22 protein-coding genes and 2 pseudogenes are annotated in these 21,202 nt (G+C 37.0%); 2 read left to right on the top strand and 22 right to left on the bottom strand.

Annotated elements, in window-relative coordinates:
- Entirely contained in the window at positions 1 to 2,337 is a 2,337-nt protein-coding gene (gene helD, locus NAF01_RS03775; protein ID WP_250801797.1) for an RNA polymerase recycling motor HelD, read from the bottom strand.
- Positions 2,338 to 2,792: 455 nt separating this feature from the next.
- On the opposite strand from helD, the gene NAF01_RS03770 reads away from it, so the two are divergent.
- A complete protein-coding gene (locus tag NAF01_RS03770; RefSeq protein ID WP_250801796.1) occupies positions 2,793 to 3,632 on the top strand; it encodes a CBF family alpha/beta fold macrolide esterase in 840 nt (279 codons plus the stop codon).
- 102 nt (positions 3,633 to 3,734) lie between these two features.
- On the opposite strand, the gene NAF01_RS03765 is transcribed toward NAF01_RS03770, so the two are convergent.
- The 7 genes and pseudogenes from NAF01_RS03765 to NAF01_RS03735 form a co-directional block, all read right to left on the bottom strand.
- A complete protein-coding gene (locus NAF01_RS03765; RefSeq protein WP_061794426.1) occupies positions 3,735 to 4,163 on the bottom strand; it encodes an NUDIX hydrolase in 429 nt (142 codons plus the stop codon).
- Positions 4,164 to 4,220: 57 nt separating this feature from the next.
- Entirely contained in the window at positions 4,221 to 4,619 is a 399-nt protein-coding gene (locus NAF01_RS03760) for a VOC family protein (RefSeq protein ID WP_135149560.1), read from the bottom strand.
- Positions 4,620 to 4,951: 332 nt separating this feature from the next.
- Positions 4,952 to 5,584, bottom strand: a complete 633-nt coding sequence (locus NAF01_RS03755) for a type 1 glutamine amidotransferase family protein (RefSeq protein ID WP_250801795.1) — start codon at positions 5,582 to 5,584, stop codon at positions 4,952 to 4,954.
- Positions 5,585 to 5,659: 75 nt separating this feature from the next.
- Positions 5,660 to 6,622: a helix-turn-helix transcriptional regulator gene (locus tag NAF01_RS03750; protein ID WP_250801794.1), complete on the bottom strand. Its 963-nt coding sequence runs from the start codon at positions 6,620 to 6,622 to the stop codon at positions 5,660 to 5,662.
- 250 nt (positions 6,623 to 6,872) lie between these two features.
- Entirely contained in the window at positions 6,873 to 7,757 is an 885-nt protein-coding gene (locus tag NAF01_RS03745) for a TIGR01777 family oxidoreductase (protein ID WP_250801793.1), read from the bottom strand.
- Positions 7,758 to 7,836: 79 nt separating this feature from the next.
- Positions 7,837 to 8,225: pseudogene (locus NAF01_RS03740) on the bottom strand (thiol-disulfide oxidoreductase DCC family protein).
- A gap of 299 nt (positions 8,226 to 8,524) precedes the next feature.
- Entirely contained in the window at positions 8,525 to 9,001 is a 477-nt protein-coding gene (locus NAF01_RS03735; RefSeq protein WP_250801792.1) for an SDR family NAD(P)-dependent oxidoreductase, read from the bottom strand.
- 273 nt (positions 9,002 to 9,274) lie between these two features.
- On the opposite strand from NAF01_RS03735, the gene NAF01_RS03730 reads away from it, so the two are divergent.
- Positions 9,275 to 9,805, top strand: coding sequence for a hypothetical protein (locus tag NAF01_RS03730; RefSeq protein ID WP_250801791.1), 531 nt, complete (start codon positions 9,275 to 9,277; stop codon positions 9,803 to 9,805).
- Between the two features lie 210 nt (positions 9,806 to 10,015).
- On the opposite strand, the gene NAF01_RS03725 is transcribed toward NAF01_RS03730, so the two are convergent.
- The 14 genes and pseudogenes from NAF01_RS03725 to NAF01_RS03660 all read right to left on the bottom strand — a co-directional run bounded on the left by NAF01_RS03725 (position 10,016) and on the right by NAF01_RS03660 (position 20,936).
- On the bottom strand, positions 10,016 to 10,495 hold the full coding sequence (locus tag NAF01_RS03725; RefSeq protein ID WP_250801790.1) for a GNAT family N-acetyltransferase: 480 nt from the start codon (positions 10,493 to 10,495) through the stop codon (positions 10,016 to 10,018).
- A 208-nt stretch (positions 10,496 to 10,703) separates the two neighbouring features.
- Positions 10,704 to 11,228: a DinB family protein gene (locus NAF01_RS03720; RefSeq protein ID WP_250801789.1), complete on the bottom strand. Its 525-nt coding sequence runs from the start codon at positions 11,226 to 11,228 to the stop codon at positions 10,704 to 10,706.
- 318 nt (positions 11,229 to 11,546) lie between these two features.
- A pseudogene (locus NAF01_RS03715) lies at positions 11,547 to 12,393 on the bottom strand (AraC family transcriptional regulator).
- A gap of 27 nt (positions 12,394 to 12,420) precedes the next feature.
- A complete protein-coding gene (locus tag NAF01_RS03710) occupies positions 12,421 to 12,576 on the bottom strand; it encodes a hypothetical protein (protein WP_250801788.1) in 156 nt (51 codons plus the stop codon).
- A gap of 376 nt (positions 12,577 to 12,952) precedes the next feature.
- On the bottom strand, positions 12,953 to 13,573 hold the full coding sequence (locus tag NAF01_RS03705) for a hypothetical protein (protein WP_250801787.1): 621 nt from the start codon (positions 13,571 to 13,573) through the stop codon (positions 12,953 to 12,955).
- A 162-nt stretch (positions 13,574 to 13,735) separates the two neighbouring features.
- Complete coding sequence (locus tag NAF01_RS03700) at positions 13,736 to 14,029, bottom strand: DUF5316 family protein (RefSeq protein ID WP_250801786.1); 294 nt, start codon at positions 14,027 to 14,029, stop codon at positions 13,736 to 13,738.
- Between the two features lie 291 nt (positions 14,030 to 14,320).
- On the bottom strand, positions 14,321 to 14,809 hold the full coding sequence (locus tag NAF01_RS03695; protein ID WP_250801785.1) for a DUF4871 domain-containing protein: 489 nt from the start codon (positions 14,807 to 14,809) through the stop codon (positions 14,321 to 14,323).
- Between the two features lie 104 nt (positions 14,810 to 14,913).
- Entirely contained in the window at positions 14,914 to 15,834 is a 921-nt protein-coding gene (locus NAF01_RS03690; RefSeq protein ID WP_250801784.1) for an ABC transporter permease, read from the bottom strand.
- A complete protein-coding gene (locus tag NAF01_RS03685) occupies positions 15,827 to 16,723 on the bottom strand; it encodes an ABC transporter permease subunit (RefSeq protein WP_250801783.1) in 897 nt (298 codons plus the stop codon). The genes NAF01_RS03690 and NAF01_RS03685 overlap by 8 nt, the downstream gene beginning before the upstream one ends.
- A gap of 275 nt (positions 16,724 to 16,998) precedes the next feature.
- Positions 16,999 to 18,219 carry a TolB-like translocation protein gene (locus NAF01_RS03680; RefSeq protein WP_250801782.1) on the bottom strand — a complete coding sequence of 407 codons (1,221 nt, stop codon included), beginning with the start codon at positions 18,217 to 18,219 and terminating at the stop codon, positions 16,999 to 17,001.
- 201 nt (positions 18,220 to 18,420) lie between these two features.
- Positions 18,421 to 18,747 carry a hypothetical protein gene (locus tag NAF01_RS03675; protein WP_250801781.1) on the bottom strand — a complete coding sequence of 109 codons (327 nt, stop codon included), beginning with the start codon at positions 18,745 to 18,747 and terminating at the stop codon, positions 18,421 to 18,423.
- 46 nt (positions 18,748 to 18,793) lie between these two features.
- A complete protein-coding gene (locus NAF01_RS03670) occupies positions 18,794 to 18,976 on the bottom strand; it encodes a hypothetical protein (protein WP_250801780.1) in 183 nt (60 codons plus the stop codon).
- 442 nt (positions 18,977 to 19,418) lie between these two features.
- Positions 19,419 to 19,985: a hypothetical protein gene (locus tag NAF01_RS03665; RefSeq protein ID WP_250801779.1), complete on the bottom strand. Its 567-nt coding sequence runs from the start codon at positions 19,983 to 19,985 to the stop codon at positions 19,419 to 19,421.
- A gap of 279 nt (positions 19,986 to 20,264) precedes the next feature.
- The gene (locus NAF01_RS03660) at positions 20,265 to 20,936 is read right to left on the bottom strand and encodes a hypothetical protein (protein ID WP_250801778.1); all 672 of its coding nucleotides are present in this window, start codon (positions 20,934 to 20,936) and stop codon (positions 20,265 to 20,267) included.
- Positions 20,937 to 21,202 lie beyond the last annotated feature (266 nt).

Raw genomic sequence — 21,202 nt, 5'->3', positions numbered from 1 at the left:
TCAGACCTGAATAAGACCTTCCCGTAAAACATCCTGCAAGAAGGGACTCGGTTCACCCACGCTGCAGAGCTGCAAATCATGCATCGCTCTCGTGCAGGAGGTATAAAACACTCTTCGCAGGCTTTCATCACCATATACACTTTCCGATGCATCATAAATAATAACGGCATCAAATTCAATGCCCTTGGATAAATACGAAGGTACGACAACTACTCCTTCTTCATATTCGGTCGAGTTGCTTTTCAGGAGTTTTATTCCCTCGATGCCGGACAAGGCTTCATAGGCCTGTGCACTTTCTTCTGCAGACTTACAGATAATGGCCATGCTGTTAAGCCCCTGGCTTCTCCAGTCAGCAACCTTGGAGGCAATGAAGCTGTGCAGTTCGGTTTGATCGGACAATCGCTTCAGCTCAGGCAGCTTTCCATCACGGTCAAATGGGATGATCTCTTTCCCGTTAGGAACCAGTCTTCGTGTAAATTCGATGATCGGTTTAGTCGACCTGTAGCTCCTCGATAAATTAATCAGTTCTGTCTGATCCGGTCCATACAGGCTGGTGAGTGTGTGAAAATCAGCTGTTTCGCTGGCATGGGCAAAGATCGCCTGGTTAAAATCACCGAGCACCGTCATCTTGGATGCAGGAAACAAACGCTTTAAGAACTCAAATTGAAACGGAGAGTAATCCTGTGCCTCATCCACCACAATATGTTTAATCGCACTATTTGTCTGAAAGCCTTGAATTTGCTCTTTCACATATAAAAATGGAGTAGCATCTTCATAACATAATCTGCCTTCATCGAGCATTTCCTGAGTCGACTGACAGATAGCAGCCCATTCTGCCGGCATCTCCTCTTCCATCCACTCTCGGATTTTCTGGGGATCTGCAAAAAGCTGCTTGTATATCGCCTTAAAATCAATGAAACGCATGGCCCGGATTTGTTTTCGCAGCGGCTTGAATTTTTTCCGGACAATCAGGCGGGCTAATGCTTCAGGCTCGATTTCATAATCATGAATCGAATCCCCTGAAAAGCCGCGTTTTTTCGCCAGGTAGGCATGCGCCTTATGGTATTCCTCATTGCTGAGCAGCTCGATTTCCTCCTGTACCCACTCCTTGGACCGTTCAGCTTTTTCAGCTTCATTAATTTGCTTAATAAGCCAATCCGCCAGCTTCTCAAGTCTGTTATGAAAACGAATTGAAGTGCCTCTGCTGTAGAATTGATCTGCCATTTGCTGAGCAGCAGCAATTGGCTTTCCTCTAAAAGTTATTTCCTTAAATACCATTCCCGACAATTCAAGCGACTTCAAGTAGGCATTAATCGCCTCAAAAAAACGGGCAGATGCTTTAAATTTAATGCCCGTAACCCTTGATTTGTACTCAGGGGTTTTCGCAGCAGTTAAAACATACTCCAATTGCTCATATGGATTTTCTACGGCGAACTCTTTACCCAGCTGATGATCCAAATATTCCTGGAAGGTAACCTGCTGCATGTTCTCTTCCCCCAGCTCCGGCAGCACATTGGATACATAGCTGTTAAACATCCTATTAGGTGAAAACAGGATGATTTGATCTGCATTCAGATTTTCCCGGTACTTATAAAGCAGATAAGCAATCCGCTGCAGGGCAGCTGACGTCTTGCCGCTACCGGCAGCACCGTGAACAATAAGCAGCCTTCCCTGATCATGACGGATGATCCGGTTTTGATCCTGTTGAATGGTCGCCACAATATTATGCATATGCTTATCAGTTCCCTTGCCGAGAACCTGCTGCAGAATTTCATCCCCAATGGTCAGACTCGTATCGAACATGGATTGAAGTTCTCCGCGGCGGATCAAATATTGCCACTTTTTCTCCAATGTGCCCTTAATTGTGCCTCCGGGTGTTTCATACTTAGCAGGTCCCGGCTGGCAATCATAGTACACACTCGAAACCGGCGCCCTCCAGTCGTAAATAAGAAAATTCTCGCCGCTCTGATCCCTCAGCGTAGAAATGCCAATATAAACAGGCTCCTGTTCCGAAGAGCCTTCTTCCATAAAATCGATCCGGCCGAAATAGGGCACCTCCTCCATCCTGCGCAAGGCAGACAAGCGCTTGGAAGCATGCCGATGGGTACTCTGGCTGACAGACAGAGCCTGTGCCTCCTGCCTCAAACCAATAATGGTCTCCAAATAATCATCAAAGGTATCCGTATTCACCTTGACTTCATCCCAAAAGTGTTTGCGGATATGAACCACTTCGTTTTTACGCCTGGAGGTTTCTTCTTCCAATCTGCGGACTTCCTCCGTAATCGTCTCCATTACACCATCCAATCGTTTTTGCTCCTGCTGAAGTTTTAAATTCATAGCAAACACTCCTTAAAAAAATTTATAAAAAGGTTGACAAACGAATCGATTGCATTATATAATTAAGATAGGGATAATATACTTAACTTTATTTACATAATGCGCATCTATATAAATTTACCACAGTAATTCATTTATTTCAATGGATTAATCAATAAAAAAAAGCCGTATTTACAGTTTTAGCGTAAATACGGCTCTTTTTATGTCTATTTTAATCCAGATGCCCATTTCTCCACATTCAGTCTAAAGAAGAAACCACCGGAAATTTTGGCTTTAAGGTACTTAGAGATATGTTAGGGTAATACATATAGGGATGTGTCCCTTGTTAAAAAAATTTTTTAAGGAGGCCCATCATGATTATCAAGTGGATTCGGCACAGATAATGAACTGGGGCAGGCCTAAATGCTCCGGAAACAATCTGATCTGCGATATATACGATTATACGGAGGTAAAATATGAGTGAACAAATAATGAAAATAAATAATGTGGATATATGTACAGAGAGCTTTGGAAACTCCAAGGATCCAGCAATTCTTTTGATCATGGGCGCAATGTCTTCACTGGACTGGTGGGACGAAGATTTCTGTCTCCGTCTGGCTGATCAGGGGAGATTTGTCATTCGGTACGATCATCGGGATCTGGGCAGATCGACCACTTATGAACCCGGGACTTCCAATTATACAATAACGGACTTGGCTGACGATGCGGCAGGCGTACTGGATGCTTATCACATTGACCGGGCCCATATCGTCGGCATGTCCATGGGCGGATTGACCGGACAGATTCTTGCCTTAAGATATCCGGCACGTGTATTGACACTTACGCTTATCGCATCAAGTGTATTTGGAACTGAGATGGAAAAACTGCCGCCAATGGATCAGAACATCCTGGATTACCACGCGATGAGCGCTTCCATCGATTGGTCGGATCGGAATGCGGCTATTCCTTATCTCGCGGGCGGATGGAAAACATTAGCCGGCTCCAAACCTTTCGAGCAGGAAAGAATGTATAAACTCGCAGCACGAGAAGCAGACCGTGCCAATCATCTGCCGAGCAGATTTAACCATGCCCTGCTGCAAGGCGGAGAAGAATATTACGATAGAATGGATGAGATCCGCGTACCAGTTCTCATTATTCATGGAACAGAAGACCCGGCCCTCCCATACGAGCACGGACTTGCCCTTAAGAAAGCCATCCCGCATTCTGAAATGGTGACACTTGATGGAACTGGACATGAGATTCATAGTGAAGACTGGAATCAGATTATAGATTCTGTTAAAAAGCATAGTTCCTGATAAAATAATAGTTAGAAAAGTTTAAAGCCCAATTTCTCAATAATTATTAATGAAAAATTGGGCTGCTTTTTTTACAATTACGAGATTAATAGACCCCTGCTACTAATGGACCGGAATCAAGGCTTCAGCACATTTAATACTTTCTTTTAAGTAAACAGGCGCTTTCGGGTGATGTAAAATCTCTTTAGTTGTTAACCAAAGCACCTCTTCTACCTCATCGGAACATAAAGGTAATGCATCACCAGATTCATATTCGCAAAGAAAAACAATATCGACTACATTTTGATTAGTATCTGTTACGAAAGAAGTACTGTGTACATAAATTAAACGGTCTTTTACTTTTACACCGACTTCCTCTAAAATTTCACGCTTTACAGTTCTTTCTAAAATATTTGATGAGTTTCCTTCTAAATCCACCTTTCCTCCAACAAGGGAAAGCAAACCACCTGCATGTTCCTCTTTTTTACTTCTTTCAACAATGAGCCACTTGTCATTTTTCCTTATAGCTCCTTCTACATTTACAATAAACATTTTAAGCCTCCCGCTCATAAATTTCACTTTCCATAATAAATAGAAGCAGACCACGTTTTATAAAGGAGCAATTAATTCAACTTTAATTCGATCAGGATCTTCGAAATAGACTGCGTAATGAGCAGTTCCTCCTGCAAAAGGATGCTTGTTTTTATAAAGAATATTGACCCCTTTAGCCTCTAATACATTCGTTATTTCATCAACGTGAAGCCGTGATTCAGCATAAAATGCCAGATGATTCAGCCCCACTCGGCATCTGTGATATGGAATTTCAAGAAAGCGTTCCTCTGCCTGCACAAAGACAATGTAGGTTTCACCTAGTCTCCAGCTTTGTCCGAATTCCCACTTTTGAAAAGATACATATCCTAACTCCTCGAGAAACCACCCCCAAAATTCGGATGACCTTTCCAAATTTGATACGTACAGCTCGATATGATGGAGCAGCCCCTTTGACAAATACACACCTCCTGCTGAATAAACATTCCAAAATAAAAATAAGCTGCTATGATAGCTGCTTATCAAATAATCAATTACCTAACCTACTATTTCTACTTCTTTTTCAATTCCCCTTTGTTTAACTAACGCACCCGTTCACAAACTTCTTTCAGGAATATTGAACGTAACTTCAATAACGGGTAGCGTCAGGAAAATGCGGATTAACAACGATATGGAAACTCCAAATTAAAAAGCCCAACTTCTCTGCAAAACAAAATAGAGAAAGTGAGCTTTTCAGTTACTTCATTATTTTTATTTGAACTAATATAAAACTGCTAAGTAGATTTTTTAGCTCAGCTATTTATTGAATTCATTAACTGGAAGTAGTATTCAGATTTATGAGTCTTATTTAGGTTATACCAGGCATGTAATGTATCTGGTGCAAGTACATCTAATTTTTTCAGTACTTCCTTCGCAAATTCCAGAGGAGCTATTCCTGATGCAGTAACTAAATTCGCATCAGTTACCGCAGATCCCACCTCATAGAACCTTTCTCCTTTATAGTTAGGACATACCATTTTTGTGTATTCTAAATTATTACTTGTATGCTTTCTAGTATCTAAGTATCCCATATTCGCCAGGGCCTCAGTTGCACCACAAATTGCAGCAACAACAGTGCCAAACTTTAAAGCTTGGCCTATTCTTTCCAAGATAGGTTGGTTAATTTCTTCACTCCAAGTAGTCCCTCCCGGTAAAATTAAAAGATCTTTACTTTCAAGAGTACATTCATCAAGGGAAATATCTGGTTTTATGCTCAGTCCTCCCATAGTAATAATCATTTCTTTATTAGCTCCTACAGTAATTACTTTTAAAGGTGCTAAATCTTTTTTGAAGTATCTTCCTGAGTTTAGTTCAGCAATTAAATATCCATATTCCCAGTCCGACATTGAATTAAATACATATAGAAAAACTTTTTTTGTTTGCATCCAACAACACTCCCAATCACAATTTATATAGCAATTATAAAATAACTTCCCTGACAGTTAACGTCAGGGAAGTTATCATTCTTGATGAAATTTTATTAATTCCGACAGAACTTCAATAAGTCTTTTCTTAAGACTTATAGGCTCAATAACTTTAATAGATTTATTGTACGGTAAAAGTAAATAAGGTACATATGTATGTATTATATCTTCTTCAAGAAGAAAAACTGCTTGATTTGAAGTCCGTTCTTGTAAATAATGTCCTAAAAACCAATGTTGGCAAATATCAGCCAATACACTTTTAACTCCATTAATAACCAAAGGAATAATCCCTTCCTTATCTTCTATAGTTGGAAGAAGGTTTTTTATAAAAAAGTCACGTGCTGAAAAATTTTCTGGCCGGTTACACTTATTTTCGGTTAGCATTAGACTTTCAATTCGATCTACTCTAAAACTACGGATATCATTCCTAAGATGACAAAATCCAATCACATACCACTTATTATTCCAATAGATAATTCTGTACGGATCGACCAATCTATAATTTAATTGCTTTTCACCACTTTTATGGTAAAGAATTTTTACTGAGTACCCGTCAGCAACGGCCTGCTCCAACTCCTTCAAAAAAGGTTCCATAGAGAGTGAACTTAATCGACTTATTACTTCAAGACTAGTTAAATGTTGATTTATCTTTGTTTCCTGCTCTTGATTTGAGTATTTACTTAGTTTTGAAATGGCCCTATTTAGTGCTTCACCTCCATAATATCCGGCTTCTTCTGCAAAAACAGCAGCGTGAAATAGTGAAGTTTGCTCCTCAAAATCAAAAAAAAGAGGAGCCTCAATAAAGTTGTTCAATAAAGTGTATCCACCGTTATGTCCTGGTTCTGAAATTATAGGTACGCCACTTGTTGAAATGGTATCAATATAACGATACACAGTTCTTATATTCATCTCTAACTTTTCTGAAATTTGTTTTGCAGTAATTTTTTCACCTGAACGAAGCATCCATAGAATTGCTAACATATTGTCAATTTTAGGCATATAATTCAACCTCTATATGAAATTTATTTTCTAACAACTTACACAATTCCTTCATAAAGTCCTCCTACACAGTTTTCACCTATCCAGAAAAGAAAAACTTCTTTTCAGATAAAAAGGTTCTCCTTTTTTAACTAACCTGCCCCTTTTGTTTAATAAGAAAAGACCGCCAAATTTGGCAGCCGTATCTTTAATTAATGCACCCTTTACTTTAGGTGTAACCCTTCACAATCTTTATCTATAGAACATTTCATTACTTTAGAATGTCTTGCAAGGTCTTATCAAGCGTTTTAAAAGTAAACGTGTAACCTTCACGTTCTAACCGTTCTGGAAGAACCCACCGACTTTTTAACACTAATTCTGTTTCTGTTTTAATGAATAGTGAGCCAATCTCCAACATCCATTTGGGCGAAGGTAAACCGAATGGAACCTTCATCGTTTTTCTTAGTTCTCTCATTAATTCATGATTACTTACAGGGTGTGGTGAAGAGCAGTTAAAAACACCACTTAGCTCTTCATTATCTTTCAAAAAGAGAACGATTTGAAACAGATCGTCGATATGTATCCAACTAAACTTTTGGTTTCCCGTACCCTGAATTCCTCCAAGTCCAAACTTCACTAAATTTCGATAAGGTGTCATAACTCCACCGTCCTTACCTAATACAATAGCTATGCGTAAGGCGATCTGCCTTGTTTTAGGTAAGTCAAAGGAAAAGAAGGTTTTCTCCCAGTTTGTTGCAACATTAACCGAGAATCCTGAACCAATTTCTCCTGTTTCTTCAGTCATTGGACGATCTTCTGCGTGCCGATAAATAGTTGCCGTACTGGAATTCATCCAAGTGGCAGGTGGATTAGTACACGCCTGGATAGCTTCTCCAAGTATTTTAGTAGTCCTTATCCTTGAATTCATAATTTCATTCTTATTTGCTTCATTGTATCGACAATTCACAGATTTCCCCGCAAGATTGATTAGAAGTTCAGCATCTTCTAACGCATCTTTAACACTCAATTTATCTTTCCAAGAAATATGTTGCTTTTGCCTTGATATGATATGTACCTCATATCCTAATTCCTTAAATTTGCTCTTAAAATATTCACCAATAAAGCCTGTTCCACCTGCTAAAACTACTTTTTTCATAAAAAAACTCCAGTCTGTTTTATAAGTCGGCTTCTTACTTAGCCTCCCCATAGTAATACTCAAGCAATTTCTTCAAGTATTATAAGAACCGTTTTCTTTCTTCAGGGGAAGGTAACATACAGCTCTCTTTTTTGCCAAACCATTTATATCTATTTTTAGCTATAAGCCCATAAAAGAAGTCTCTGATGGGTTTTGGGATAACTACCAGGACATAAGGTATCTTCCATGCTCCTTTCAAGTTTTTGCAAACTCGAAGTGCTGCCGATGATTTAAAGCAGCAATTGTTATCTTCTATAAGAACAAAACTATCTATGTCCTCTGGAGCATTATGCTTATTCAATAATACTTTTCCTAAATAAATTTGTAACGAAGCGAATTTAAGTGTCCTTTTGGGTCTCTTTTGATGATAAATTGAACGCTTTGATCACAATAAATACACTTTCCATCAAATAAAATAATTCTTTCCATTCCAAATCCCACCTTTCTTTTAGTATAACGTTTATTATTTCTATACTGTTTTACAATTTTAGTTATTTTACTAAACTGCCACGTTTGTTTAAAAAGAGAAAGAAACCTGAATCGGCAGCTGATCTTGAATATAGCACCCGTTATAAGTCATTTCTTCACAAACAGCCCATTTTCTTAACTTTTGCACCCTCTTTTAACTACTTCCCTTCATAACGTTATTAATTGTTAATTAGGGCGATTTTCCCAAGGTTCAATTTGACCAATAATCAGCACTTTCTTTTTCTTCTGAATAGCTTCAATTACACCTTCAGAAATTTCCTTATTTTTAACCATCTTGACTGGGTACCTTCAGATTTAAAACCTAGTTGAACTTGATAATATACAAAACTGGCAGGTGCTGCAGTCTTTTTCTTGATTTCTTCTAAGTTTGAACTACTCCCTAATATATGAAATAGTTCCCAATCATTTTTACCTTTTGAAACCTCATTGGCAATAATTTGAAGAGCATTTTCTGCAATTGAATGAATCCATGCCACAACAATATCAATATCTCCATTTTGCTTAATTGTTAGGTTTATTTTCTCTATTAATTCGTCATTATTTCTATAATCAACTAATAATGGAGTTACATCACTATTCGAACTGGTCTTTTGTAGTAGTTGCTTCATTCGTTCAGCGCTTCTAGCAATAATAGAAACATGATAGCCGTTATCTATTAACCAAAGCGAAACTCTTGATAACATACCAGTACCACCAACAACTAATGCGTGCTTCAATCATGTCTCCCCCTCTAATTTTTTTTACCAATATTCGATAAACCATTTGAATTCCCTCTTTGTCTTAATGAACTAAACTTCCCCTTTTGTTGAATAAAAAAAGCTGCCCAATCCGGCAGCTGATCTTGAAAATAAGCACCCCTAAGTTGAATAACCAACTTTTCCGTTAGTACATATTTTGATCGTACTATTCATTGCAAATGTAATGTTTGTCCAATCAATGATTTGTTCTATTTAATATAATATTAAAAAACGAGAAAGGATTGATTAATATTGAGAAATAATAGTTGCTCATGTAATGAGGTTGACTGTCCTCATTGTAATCCATGTGAACCTTTTGGTCCTATAAATCCAAATGTCCCTTGCACATGTTCTGCCTCATTTAAAATCAAAACAAAAACTCAAGTAAGTATTTTCCCAGTGGGAAATAAATCAGGAATCTTAACAGTAATCGGCAGCATCTGCCCTAATTGTAATAATGATACCAGTAATTTTTTTATAAGCTTTACCGATTTAGACTTATCCGAAGGAGACCAGAGTTTTAGAGTATCTCCAGTTTCTATAGAACCGAGTGGATGTAGCCAAAGTGACAATAGAATAACCCTAGGTATAAATTTTGCTGGAATTTATAAACCAACTGTTGGAAATCCCCAGCTAGTAATTGGTCAAATGAACCTTAGCCACAGCTTAACAGGTGGACAAGATAGCGTAGATATTGCACTATGGGATTATAGTTTCAACCTCTTTCTCGGAGCAGCAGCCAATGTTCCTCCAACATCCGTGACTATTACTCAATGTTCCTAAGTTTATTGTATTGCTCTGTATTGTTTCACATTATATGTCAAATGTGATATAACAGCATAGATTCTTATTGAATAAACACCTGCCCCTATAGTTGCATAAAAAGATAATGCGCTGTTTCGTTTAAGTATATATCATCACAATCTCTACTAGATTTTATCTATCAGCATCAGTAAAATCTAATTGTCTTATTTCTTATCTTATTACCTTCCTTTACGATAATTCTTTTATATACCAAGCGTCCATAGCATTATGCTCTGAACCATCTAGTGGTCTTTCAAGTTGTTGGAAACCTAATTTGATGTAAAGGAGATTAGCTGCTTTGAGTTTCTTCAGTGTTTCTAAGTAACAGTGTGTATAGTGTTCCTTGGCGAAGTCGAGTGCTACTTTCATAAGCACCTTCGACAGACCCATACCTTGAGCTTCAGGTGCAATGTATAGCTTTTGCAACTCGCAAATCCCTGTCTTCTGTCCAAATGCTGCAATACCCACACCGCCTACTACTTCATCTTGTTCATTCACCGCAACCCAATATTTTCCATTCGATTGTTGCTTGTAAAATTGTGCTAGACTGCTCAGTTGGGGGTCAAAATATGCTGTTCCTGGAATATTTAAGTTAAATGATTCCAATGAGCGTTTTATAATTTGCTCCATTGTTTGATTGTCCTTTTTTTCAATTTCACGAATTTGCAATATTTCATCCCCCACATCTAAATAATATATGTATTCTAATATTATACTTCTAATAATTCCATACTACTAGCTCTTTATTCAAGTAACCTGCCCCGTTAGCCCATTAAGAAAAGCCGCCTTAGATGGCAGCTGGTTCATAAGTCATTTATTAGGGGGCTACGCTTTGTATAATAGTGAATTGATTAAATATCTAGATGCAATACAGTCTCTAAAAATTTTTGTCAAATAAAGTCTGTTTTGGTTCAGCCATTCCAAATTGTGCCCATTCTTCTTTTGAAGGACCGTAAATCCCTGGAACACTAATTCCTGCTTGTCTCATTAGAATAGTCATTTGTCCCCGGTGATGAGTTTGATGTTGGCTTAAAAATAATAAAAGACTTCCCTTTGTCATGTTTATGCCAAAGAAATTAATTTGTTCCAATAGGGTCTGATCAGTCCATTGAGTTTTCAAAGCCTCAACAAATTCATGTGAAGATTTAATATAGCTTTCAGCAATGAAATTAGCAGATGATGGGACAGACCAGTCTTCATCAGGAGCGTCAAACCTTAATCCTGCCTGTGAACTAATCACTTTAATAGAAGTGACCGTATGCCACGCAATACGTCCTAAAGACCATTGATTTGGAGTGACTTCTTGATTTAATGATTCATCCGTGAGATTTTTAAGAATCCTGCTTGTAGCTCCTGCCTCAAATTCCCAAGATGTATAAAAATCGCTTAAACTATGATACATCTTCAAACTCCTCTCAATAATATGCTTATTAACATTCTCCCTTTTAATAAGATTACCTCCTCCTTTTTTCTTTAAGGCTGCACTCCATAAATTTGGATTTCCGATTTTGGGTGAATTCTCCTTTTATAAAAAACCTTTTCTTATTTAACAACTACCCTCGTTGGTACAACAAACGCAGCAGCCCTCTTCTTCATCAGAATAGAAGTAGGCTTCTTCATCTTGGTCTATATAAGTAATAACACCCTCACTTGATTTTCAATATGGCTTATTCCACTCCCCCCTTTACCTTAATAAGGAATTCAATTATAGAACGTTCTTTTATCTTGATCTCACTGGAACCCATAACTCATGCCTTGGTTGATGCTTTGGTCCGTAATAACATTCAATACAAGGCAAATTTGCTAACTCATAGCCAGAAGTCGGAACCCATTCTGAATACAACCTTTTCCATGCATTAGGTATATTGGGGAAGACAGCCCATGTACTTGGAGGTATACAAATTGTTCTTAGATCCTTCGGGAGTTCCTCCTCATATCTCACCCCCATAAAATACTCAAACTCTTCATCTGTAATAGCAGCTTCATTACCGCAAATCCCCAATAGACCTTCAAGTGTACATTTTGGATTTTCCCATGACATATCTATTAGCCTTTGCATAAATCCATCCTTTTTCGCAGTATTCCATATTGAAGGTATGGTTTTGAATGCTCTACTAGTTTTTACCGGACTTCCCTTTCCAACAATTCTTAGTTCAAAGTCGATTTTCTCTAATCTGTACTCCATTTCCACATCTCCTTTAATAGAAATTTGAAAAGAGATTCTTGGAAAGGCTTTTTAATTGTATTCCATTTTTACGGGCAACAGAAGGCGTCATTCCATGTGTCTTTTTAAAAGCCCGGGTAAATGAATCAACAGAATCATAACCGTATTTTGCTGCTATATCTATTATCCGCATATCACTTTTTTGAATATCAAAAGCTGCAGCTGTTAGACGTCTTCGTCTAATGTATTCTGATAATGATATACCAGAAATAGATGAAAACATCCTTGAGAAATGAAACTCCGAAGTATATGCAATTGCTGCCATCCTTTTATAGTCAATTTCACTATCAAGGTTTTGTTCAATATAATCCAATACGTTATTCATTTTTTCCAGCCAATCCAACTATTCCATCCCTTTCCATTAATTATTTTAGAAGAAAGCAGGCATTGCTGCCCGACATCTATTGCCTAAAAATGTCGGTTCTAATTTCACAATAATGAGGTATTTCGATTGATTGAAAGAAATTCCTGTTCCGTTAGCTGAAAAAGAAAAATACTTTGCTTCATATTGAAGCAAAGCAATCATAGTTCAACGACCTAGCATATATGCATCGCGCCCCTTTACCGCACCCTGGTGGATCTTCAACTCACTATCTTATACATTATTGACATTGAACGTGAAAGCGCTATTAAACTATGGCCTCCTAAACAAATAATCTAATTGGAAATAAGGCTTCCTCAAAGTTTTAGATGCTTACTCTCCTACCATACTATCATTGTCATTATCTCGCATAAACGGGTATAACCAATGTTTGATTTAGGTTAGATAGGTAAAACAGTTGATAATAAAAGGACCGCACATATTAGACATATCTAAAATGTGTGGTCCTTTATTTAGTCCGTTCTTAAACTAACGCACCCTATAGTTTAAGTACAGTTCTTCACAATATAGTTTGTATTTTTTATTTTTCCTTTGTTACAAGTTTAATGTCTTCTATTCTCCACTTTTTCACACTATCATACCTTCCTATCGCCTTAGTCATAACAAATTGATAATTGTTTTTGATATCTTCGACAGTATTATAGGTAAGGTATACTTTATCTTTTTCAATTCTGAATTCCTTAAGATCCAGAACAGCATTTGGTATCCATTCAAATCCTTTGCCATTAAAGCCAAAGCCACAAGGGCAGTTCCCTGCTTTGTCTGTTGTAAAGTAACCCTGTCCAGCCTTAAAGGCCATAAATTTAGTTGCTTCCTGAAATGATTGTGAAGCTTTGTAAGACTCAATAGTATCTATTGCCGCAGTAAATTCTTGATATTCAAAGGCAGATCTTAAAGATTCAACTTCTTCTTCCATTTGAGAAAGGTTTTCTTCTAAGTCCTCCTTTTCCTCTCTTACCTCAACGAATAGATTAGACCTATTTTCATTTTCTTTTTCTAACCTTGTAACTTTAGAAGCTAACTTATCCTTTTCCTTTCGGACATCTTCCGCAACATTTGAACTGTTTATACTATCAAAGATAGCTAAAGCTGCAATGATTAATAAAATTACCAAGAAATATGCTTTATACCTTCTTATCATACAAATGGCCTCCGATTACAGCTAAAATAAAACAAAAGATACAAACTTAAATTATAACAAGTAAAAAGGAATCTATGCTATTTATAGCTAACCTGTCCTTTAGTCAAAAAAAAGGCCACCTATACTGGCAGCAGATCAATCTAAATAATTAGATTTACCCTATTAGTTAAGAAAGAAATAAAGAAGGAACGCAGTTATAATATTTGGTAATCCAATAAAAACTGAGCCAATACTTGATCTTTTTCGCTTCTGTCTTTCGTCAGGAGAATCAGGTGCTTCTAAACCAGCCCTCACACGGTGGGTACCAACTATAGAACCTGACATAAGCACAGAAATTGCTAAAAAAAATAATCCAATTGCTCCTGTCACCAAGTAAGCCTTACTTAATTCCCAAAAACCCAATGATAACAAAACACCAGTTATTGATAAAACAATTCCAATAGCCAGATACTTCAAAACCCAAACCTCCCTTTTACTAACTATACGAATAAAACACTAAATTGTTTCAATTTTGTCATTATTATGTTTATTATTGTGAAGCTTGTTTCCTTCCTAAGTATTACTTATTATCAAATAGGTTCAAAAATTGCTTTTTATAAATTTAAAAAAAATCCTTATTCCACAAAACTGCCCCTTTTGTTGAATAAAAAGGACAGTTGTAATGGCAGCCGTTCTTTAAGCAGTGCACCCATTAGTTGAAGTTAAATTTCTTTTTTAAAAACTACAACGACCATTTTTTTTAGAAGTTTATTTCTTATGGACCTTAACATACACACTTCCGAATAGTTTATCTCCAATATAAGCATCTAATTTCCACATACCACTCTTTGGTAATGACATATTAGATGGGGCGTGTCGGTCTGCTCCGTTATTATCACCACCTAGTCCGCCTTCTGCCACAGTTATTTGCTCTTCTTCATCATTCTCATGTATAGCAACTACTTTAAGATTTCCGTTAAACTCTTGTTCTTCTCCCCAAAAATGCCACATATATTTTTGAGTTTTATTTGGATAAAATCTAACAACCTCACTATCATCATAAATGAAACCTAAGCGCCCTTTTTCACCAATCATTGTATAATTACCAGATTTGAATAGAGGGCTTTGATTCCATTTTTGTGCTAGATTATTATTTTCCACATTTGTAGTTATGGCTTCCTTATTCTTATTTATACACCCTACAGTAGTTAAGATAACAATAATCGAAATAATTGAAACAAAACCTTTTTTTAACATAAACACCACTCCACTCTTTTTATGAATATATTCCCAGTCAACTTCAAATATCCTTTATTATACTAACCTGACCCGTTAGCTGATGATGGCCCATACCATGAAATTTATAGCAAGCTTGCTTTCCTAACTTTTTTGAACTGTATATCACTTATTCCTGACGAAATAAGGTATAGGGAGATCAAAAACATAATGTAAGCAAGAAGAGGGAATAAGATGATCCATTGAGAATGGTACATAAAGCCTCTCGCCTGACCAATTAGACCAGACCATTCGTGTGTTACTGACAGGTAAATTGTGGGAAAGAATTGCTGAGCAGTGCCTCCAAAGAACAAATTGAATATGCCTAATTGCCCAATTAAATGTAATACGAGAATAGATTCGTTTATTAAGATAATCATCACGTTCCCTTTTAAAGCGGGCAAAATATGCTTCACCATTAAATGGCTGTTCGACGCCCCAAGGGTTTTTGAAGCAACGACATATAATTCTTTTTTTAATTCAGCTGTTTTCGAAAAGATCACGTTATAAATGCTGCTTACTCCCAGGAAAATCATTAATACGCTTTGAATCAGAACCAGTCCCCATATAGGAATACTGGAATTAATATTAATACCAACCATAATGAAATAGATAATAACAAAGGTTGGTATGCCTGACCAAACTGAAATTGTCGCTTTCCTAAGTGTTCTTTCCTTTTTATAAAGACCCATTAATATTCCTGCAATACCCCCAAGGAAAACTCTTGCGATCGCTATTAATAAGGTTCCGAGTACTGTATATTTCGCACCGTGAAGCATTAGTGTCAAAATATCGTATCCCCATTTATCTGTTCCGAGTATAAATTCCTGGGAGGGCGGGAATGGAGAGGAAACCAATTGCTGGCTATCTGCAGTCTGGATATATCCAATCTTCTTATTGTAGTCAACTTCATATGGAGCAATCAGTGGCCCTATTAATGAAATCAGAATAAAACTGCCAAATAATAGAACACCAAGGACTAACTTTGCATTCATTTTGTTAAGCATGCCTCAGGATCCTCTCGACGATATATATTAACAGTTTAAAAGTATATAAAACGGAAATGTAAAGAAGCATTATGCTTATTAAGCAAAGAACAACTAAATTGTACTGATATCCAAACTTCACTTGAATCTGAAAAAGCATGGTTGTAATTCCCCTAGTATTGTACAGATATTCAACCACGAAAAGATTACTGATCATAATCCCCGTAATTTTTTGCAAATCTGCTTTTAAATAAGGGAGTACATTGGTTGTTACATGATATAAATATATTCTCGGCTTACTTAACCCTTTTCCTATTGCGGTTAGAATATAATCTTCCGATATCACTTCATGTGTATGTTCATTCAGAGCCCTGATAAAGTAAATAAGGGGGATAAGGACAAGGGTAACAATCGGAAGAAATAATGCCGGATCATCCATGCTGAGCGAAGCTACCTTCACAGTCTTGAACCCTGTACTTTTATAAATAAAATTTACCATTAATTGCATTAGTAAAATAAAGATAAAGTCAGGGATCATCCCCAGAAAACTCAACGCACCGTTCAGGTACTTGACACTTATCTTCCACAACCAAATTCCAAACAGAAAAGATATAGTTATCACAATCAATCCAGACGAGGTTAAATAAAAATAAGACGATTTAAAATAGGCAACAATATCAGCTGGAAAAAACCTTGTATTGCTACCAGTTTTATAATAAAAAGCGTCCAATGAAAAAATTCCTGCCATAAAAGCTTTTATTAGAATTACAATCTGTTGGGGTTGAAATGTAATTTGTTGTTGAGACTGTAAGGGATCCCCTGTATTATGGAAAACCAAAGGAATTGCTGCTAATATGAGCAATAGAAAAAAACCGATAAGTTGCTTGATTAAACTTTTAAAAGAATACAACTATCCTTTTCTCCTTTTTAAATTGAGATTCTTGAAGTTATTCTCCAAAGACTTCTACAATCCTTTTATTTTCCATTTCAGATTCTACAAACAATCCTTAAGCTACACAAAAAAGCCGCCTGGTCGGCAGCTGATCTTGAACATAAGCACCCTATTGTTTAAGTACATTTGTTCACAAACTTAGCTTTATTACAGGAACGTTGCCCCGTTTTTTTTATAAAGTTGAAAATATAAGGTGCTGCCAATGAGAGGCAACACCTTTTCCCGTTAACACCTTAATTTTTGCTAAGTTGGAAAAATACAGGGGCAGAATCAACATTTTCTATCCATACATATTGTTGTCCGTTTAAACCATCCCTTACCCATACAACTCCTGAATGGGCTTTTCCTTTATTACGAAACCAAGTAAGATTGGAACCCACAACTACAGGATCCTCATCGAGTTCATTATCTTTAGGAAAGGTAATCTGAGTCTGTTCTTCCGTTTTAATGTTGATTGTAAATAGGGATGTATACATTGTGGGAACAGACCCTTCATTCCACTCCTTGTTCTCCTTTGCACGAGCAACAATTACTTTATCCGGGGAGAACCACTCCAAATCAAGGTCAACATAACCTTTTGGTGTGAACTCTTTTTGCTGCCTGGAAATCGGAATGTCAGCAATCTTTGTTTTCTTGTTTTCGACGAAAAATCTTCCTTCTCCTGAGATGTAGGCTAGTTGATTAGCTTTAGGTGCCCACTTTATCCAGTCTTTGTACCACAGCATCTTCCCCACAACTTGAAAATTTTTTCCTTCTGAGGATAAAACGCATAATGTATTGCTATCATTTGCCCAGGAAGCAGTAGGTATCGCTAAGAATCTGACCCAGTTTCCATCAGCACTCCACTTAAAGTAGTCAGCATCTATCGCAAATAAATCTGGTTCCTTTGTTTGAATAGTATAGAAAGTCTTTATTTTATCAGCATTAAGATTGGCATCAACCGGAACTCTGTAAAGAGGTATAGGACCCCATCCAGTAGGACGTATACTCGCTTGTGAGGAAACGATAAATTCTTTTCCATTAGGAAACCATTCAAAGCCGCTGACACCTAAAGAAACGTTCTCGAACCCTTCAGGACGGCTGTTCTTTGTTTTTGTAACATTTAATAAGCCCCGGTCATTGTATGCTAATTGATTTTTGACAGGCGACCATTTAAAGTCAGATGTTTCAACTCTTACATACGGCTGATAACTTTCTTTTTTCACCGTATCATAAATGAATAAATCTGATTTTCCACCCTGCTCGTCTCCATCTATATAACCAATAAACCGTCCGTCATAGGACCATTTCGGGGAATAAACGTAACGATCCTTTGTAATTTGAATTTCTTGGTCTCCCTTTTTTATCCATAACTGGTGATCACGGATAAAGGCGGCCTGAAGTGAAGATGCACTTACCATTTGGGAAAGTTGAAAACACATAAAGATTAATAATAGTAAAACTCTAACAATCAAGGTCATCCCTCCTAAGTATAGGATGACCAGGTAATATAGTTTGATTCCAACACATAGTTAAACTACAAAAGCTGGTTTAATACTCTTCATCCGAGAATTATTCATCCATAAACCTGCCCCTTTAGGAAAATAAGAAAAGCCGCCTGAGATGGCAGCTGGTTCTTTAAGTAATGCACAGTTTGTTGAATAAGGTAATACCTCTTATTGAGACAAATGTTTGTAATCTAATATTTCAATCTTAAAATCATGATTACATTTCAGCTTATTAAGCTTTCCACTGTCACAGGATGGGGATACTCTTACCTTAACTAAATCTTCTTTATCATTATCATTATTTTTAGAAGGAATGAGAATTCTTACGGCAACATCATAAGAATGATTGTCATTGTAATTTATACCGACGATTCTTTGCCATTGCCAGTCAAAAAGGGTATCGCCCCCATACTCTTTAATTACTCTTTTATCAATAGTTGGAAACACAAAAAAGGCGGTTAATCCTTTTGGATCACGCACCTGATAGTTGAACAAGAGAGGTGTACTAAATTACATACACCTCTCTTTAAATTTTTTTATATTAGAAGGCCATTTCTATTATTTTTTTGATTTGGTCTTCATTTTCTTCGATATTAACTTGCTTACTTAGGTATTTATTCAGCCTAAGAATTTCTGATGCCATACTAACCATTGTTTTCATAATTTGATTAGTATTCTGACCGCAATCCCAACTTTCCAAAAGTGATAATTGCCAATCTTTCAATTTACTTCTTTTCCCTTCAATTTTGGACCAAACACCAAAGGGCTATCCAAATGCTGTTCCATTTCCATATACCAACCTAAAACAATTAACCAACGTACTCTATCTAAGTTAGATAAAGCATAATATATTTCATCCCTCATAACGGCACGGTAAGTTTCGTGTATAAAAGCAAAAATTTTTCCTCTCCAAAACTCAACTTCATCAGAAGGGGGTCAACTCAGGATTATGCGGATTTACAACGATAAAGAAAGGAATCCTTATACATTCAATATTGTAGCTTACCTTTGTAAATCCACATTTTCGGAGTGCTACCCCATAATCATTTATGCTGTTTCTTCATCAGTATAAATATCGAACATAAATTGTAAACCTGCCGGATTTGATCCATCGGATTGAATCAAGTAATTAGTTACCTCAAATGACACAACAATTCTAAAAAACCTTAAAAAACTTCTGTATTAAGAACTTCAAAATGAGTCGAATACATGCAAATGTCCTGCCAGTTATACGGTTTCATCTCCGTCAATCCGACAGCCGGCGTATCGGGATCACCTGAGATCAATAAAAACTCATCTAATCCTCCCGGCTGAGGAAATGCCTTCGCATAGGGACCATCTCCACCACCTCCAATGTCTTCAAAAAGTTCAATTTTTGCTTCCATGGCATTATCAGCAAAGGCACCCAAAAAAACACTACATGATCGAATAAAACCTGGATTAGCATTAATCCTTTCAGAAGCAACTGCAAAAGCTACCGTTTGACCATCTGATGTGGGCTGATTCCAAATATACTCAGGGTTAGAAACACCGCCAAAGGGGGAATAAGGTTGGGTCGTTGTATCATTACCAAATTTTTTTAATGATGGCCATACATTTACTCGGGGAACAGGGTCTGGATGATTTCCACCATTTATATCGTTTGCAGCATTGAATGCAGCTTGAGCCATGGTAGCACCAAGAAATACAGTAGTTGTATTACTAGTAAGCCTTTCAAAAAATTCAATAGCCATACTATACATCACCTTTTTGAATAGAATTTAGGGGAGAAGAAAAGAGAGGATATATGCCAATGCTTATTGCTTATGTTCATTAAAAGCCTCACAATATCTTAACGTACTAAACCTGCAGTTTGTCGGACTCCCTCCTATATTCTATGAACATACTGGACTAGCTGTCTGTGCTTATGAAGGAATTTCAAATTAGAAAAAAACTTAGTTCTTACAAAAAAGAGGTTGAGTATCTAAAATATACTCAACCTCTTTCATTTGCTATAGAATATACACTTTAGTTTAGGTGTCTAAATCACTATAGATATCGCAGATAAATTGTAACCCTGCTGGATTGGGTCTATTGGGTTGAATCAGGTAATTGGTGACCTCAAATGATACAACAATTGTAAAAGTCCTAGAGCTAGTGGTTGCAATAGGAGCAGAAAAACGAGTGGAATACATGCGAATGTCCTGCCAGTTATACGGTTGTGTCTCCGTTAATCCTTCAGCCGGTGTATTGGGTTCGCCTGCCACTAATAAAAACTCATCCAAACCTGTCGGCTGAGGGAATGCTTTTCCAAATGTGCCTCCAGCAAATTCAAAAAGTTCAATTTTGGCTTGCATGGCATTATCAGCAAAAGCATTCAAAAAAACACCAAATGACAAAATTTCACCAGGGATAACTACAAATGCGCCAGAAGCAACTGCAAAAGCTACCGTTTGACCATCTGATGTCGGCTGATTCCAAATATACTCAGGGTTAGAAACACCGCCAAAGGGGGAATAAGGTTGGGTCGTTGTATCATTACCAAATTTTTTTAATGATGGCCATACATTTACTCGGGGAACAGGGTCTGGATGATTTCCACCATTTATATCGTTTGCGGCATTGAATGCAGCTTGAGCCATGTTGTTACCAAAAAATACAGTAGTTGTATTACTGGTGAGCCTTTGAAAAGGTTCAATAGCCATACTATACATCACCTCTTTGAATAGAATTTAGGGGAGAAGAAAAGTGAGGATGTATGCCAATGCTTATTGCTTATGTTTATTAAAAAGCCTCACAATATCTTAACGTACTAAATCTGTAGTTTGTCGGACTCCCTCCTATATTCTATGAACATACTGGACTAGCTGTCTGTGCTTATGAAGGAGGTTAATAGTTAGAAAAAAAACCATTTCAGAAACCCTGATATACTGGGTTTCTGAAATGGCTCGGTTCCTATAATATAGCTTGA

Source organism: Cytobacillus firmus (genome assembly GCF_023657595.1).
GTDB classification, from domain to species: Bacteria; Bacillota; Bacilli; order Bacillales; family Cytobacillaceae; genus Cytobacillus; species Cytobacillus firmus_B.
The sequence above is the reverse complement of the archived record's forward strand: the minus strand, read 5'-3'. Positions and strand labels throughout refer to the sequence as shown.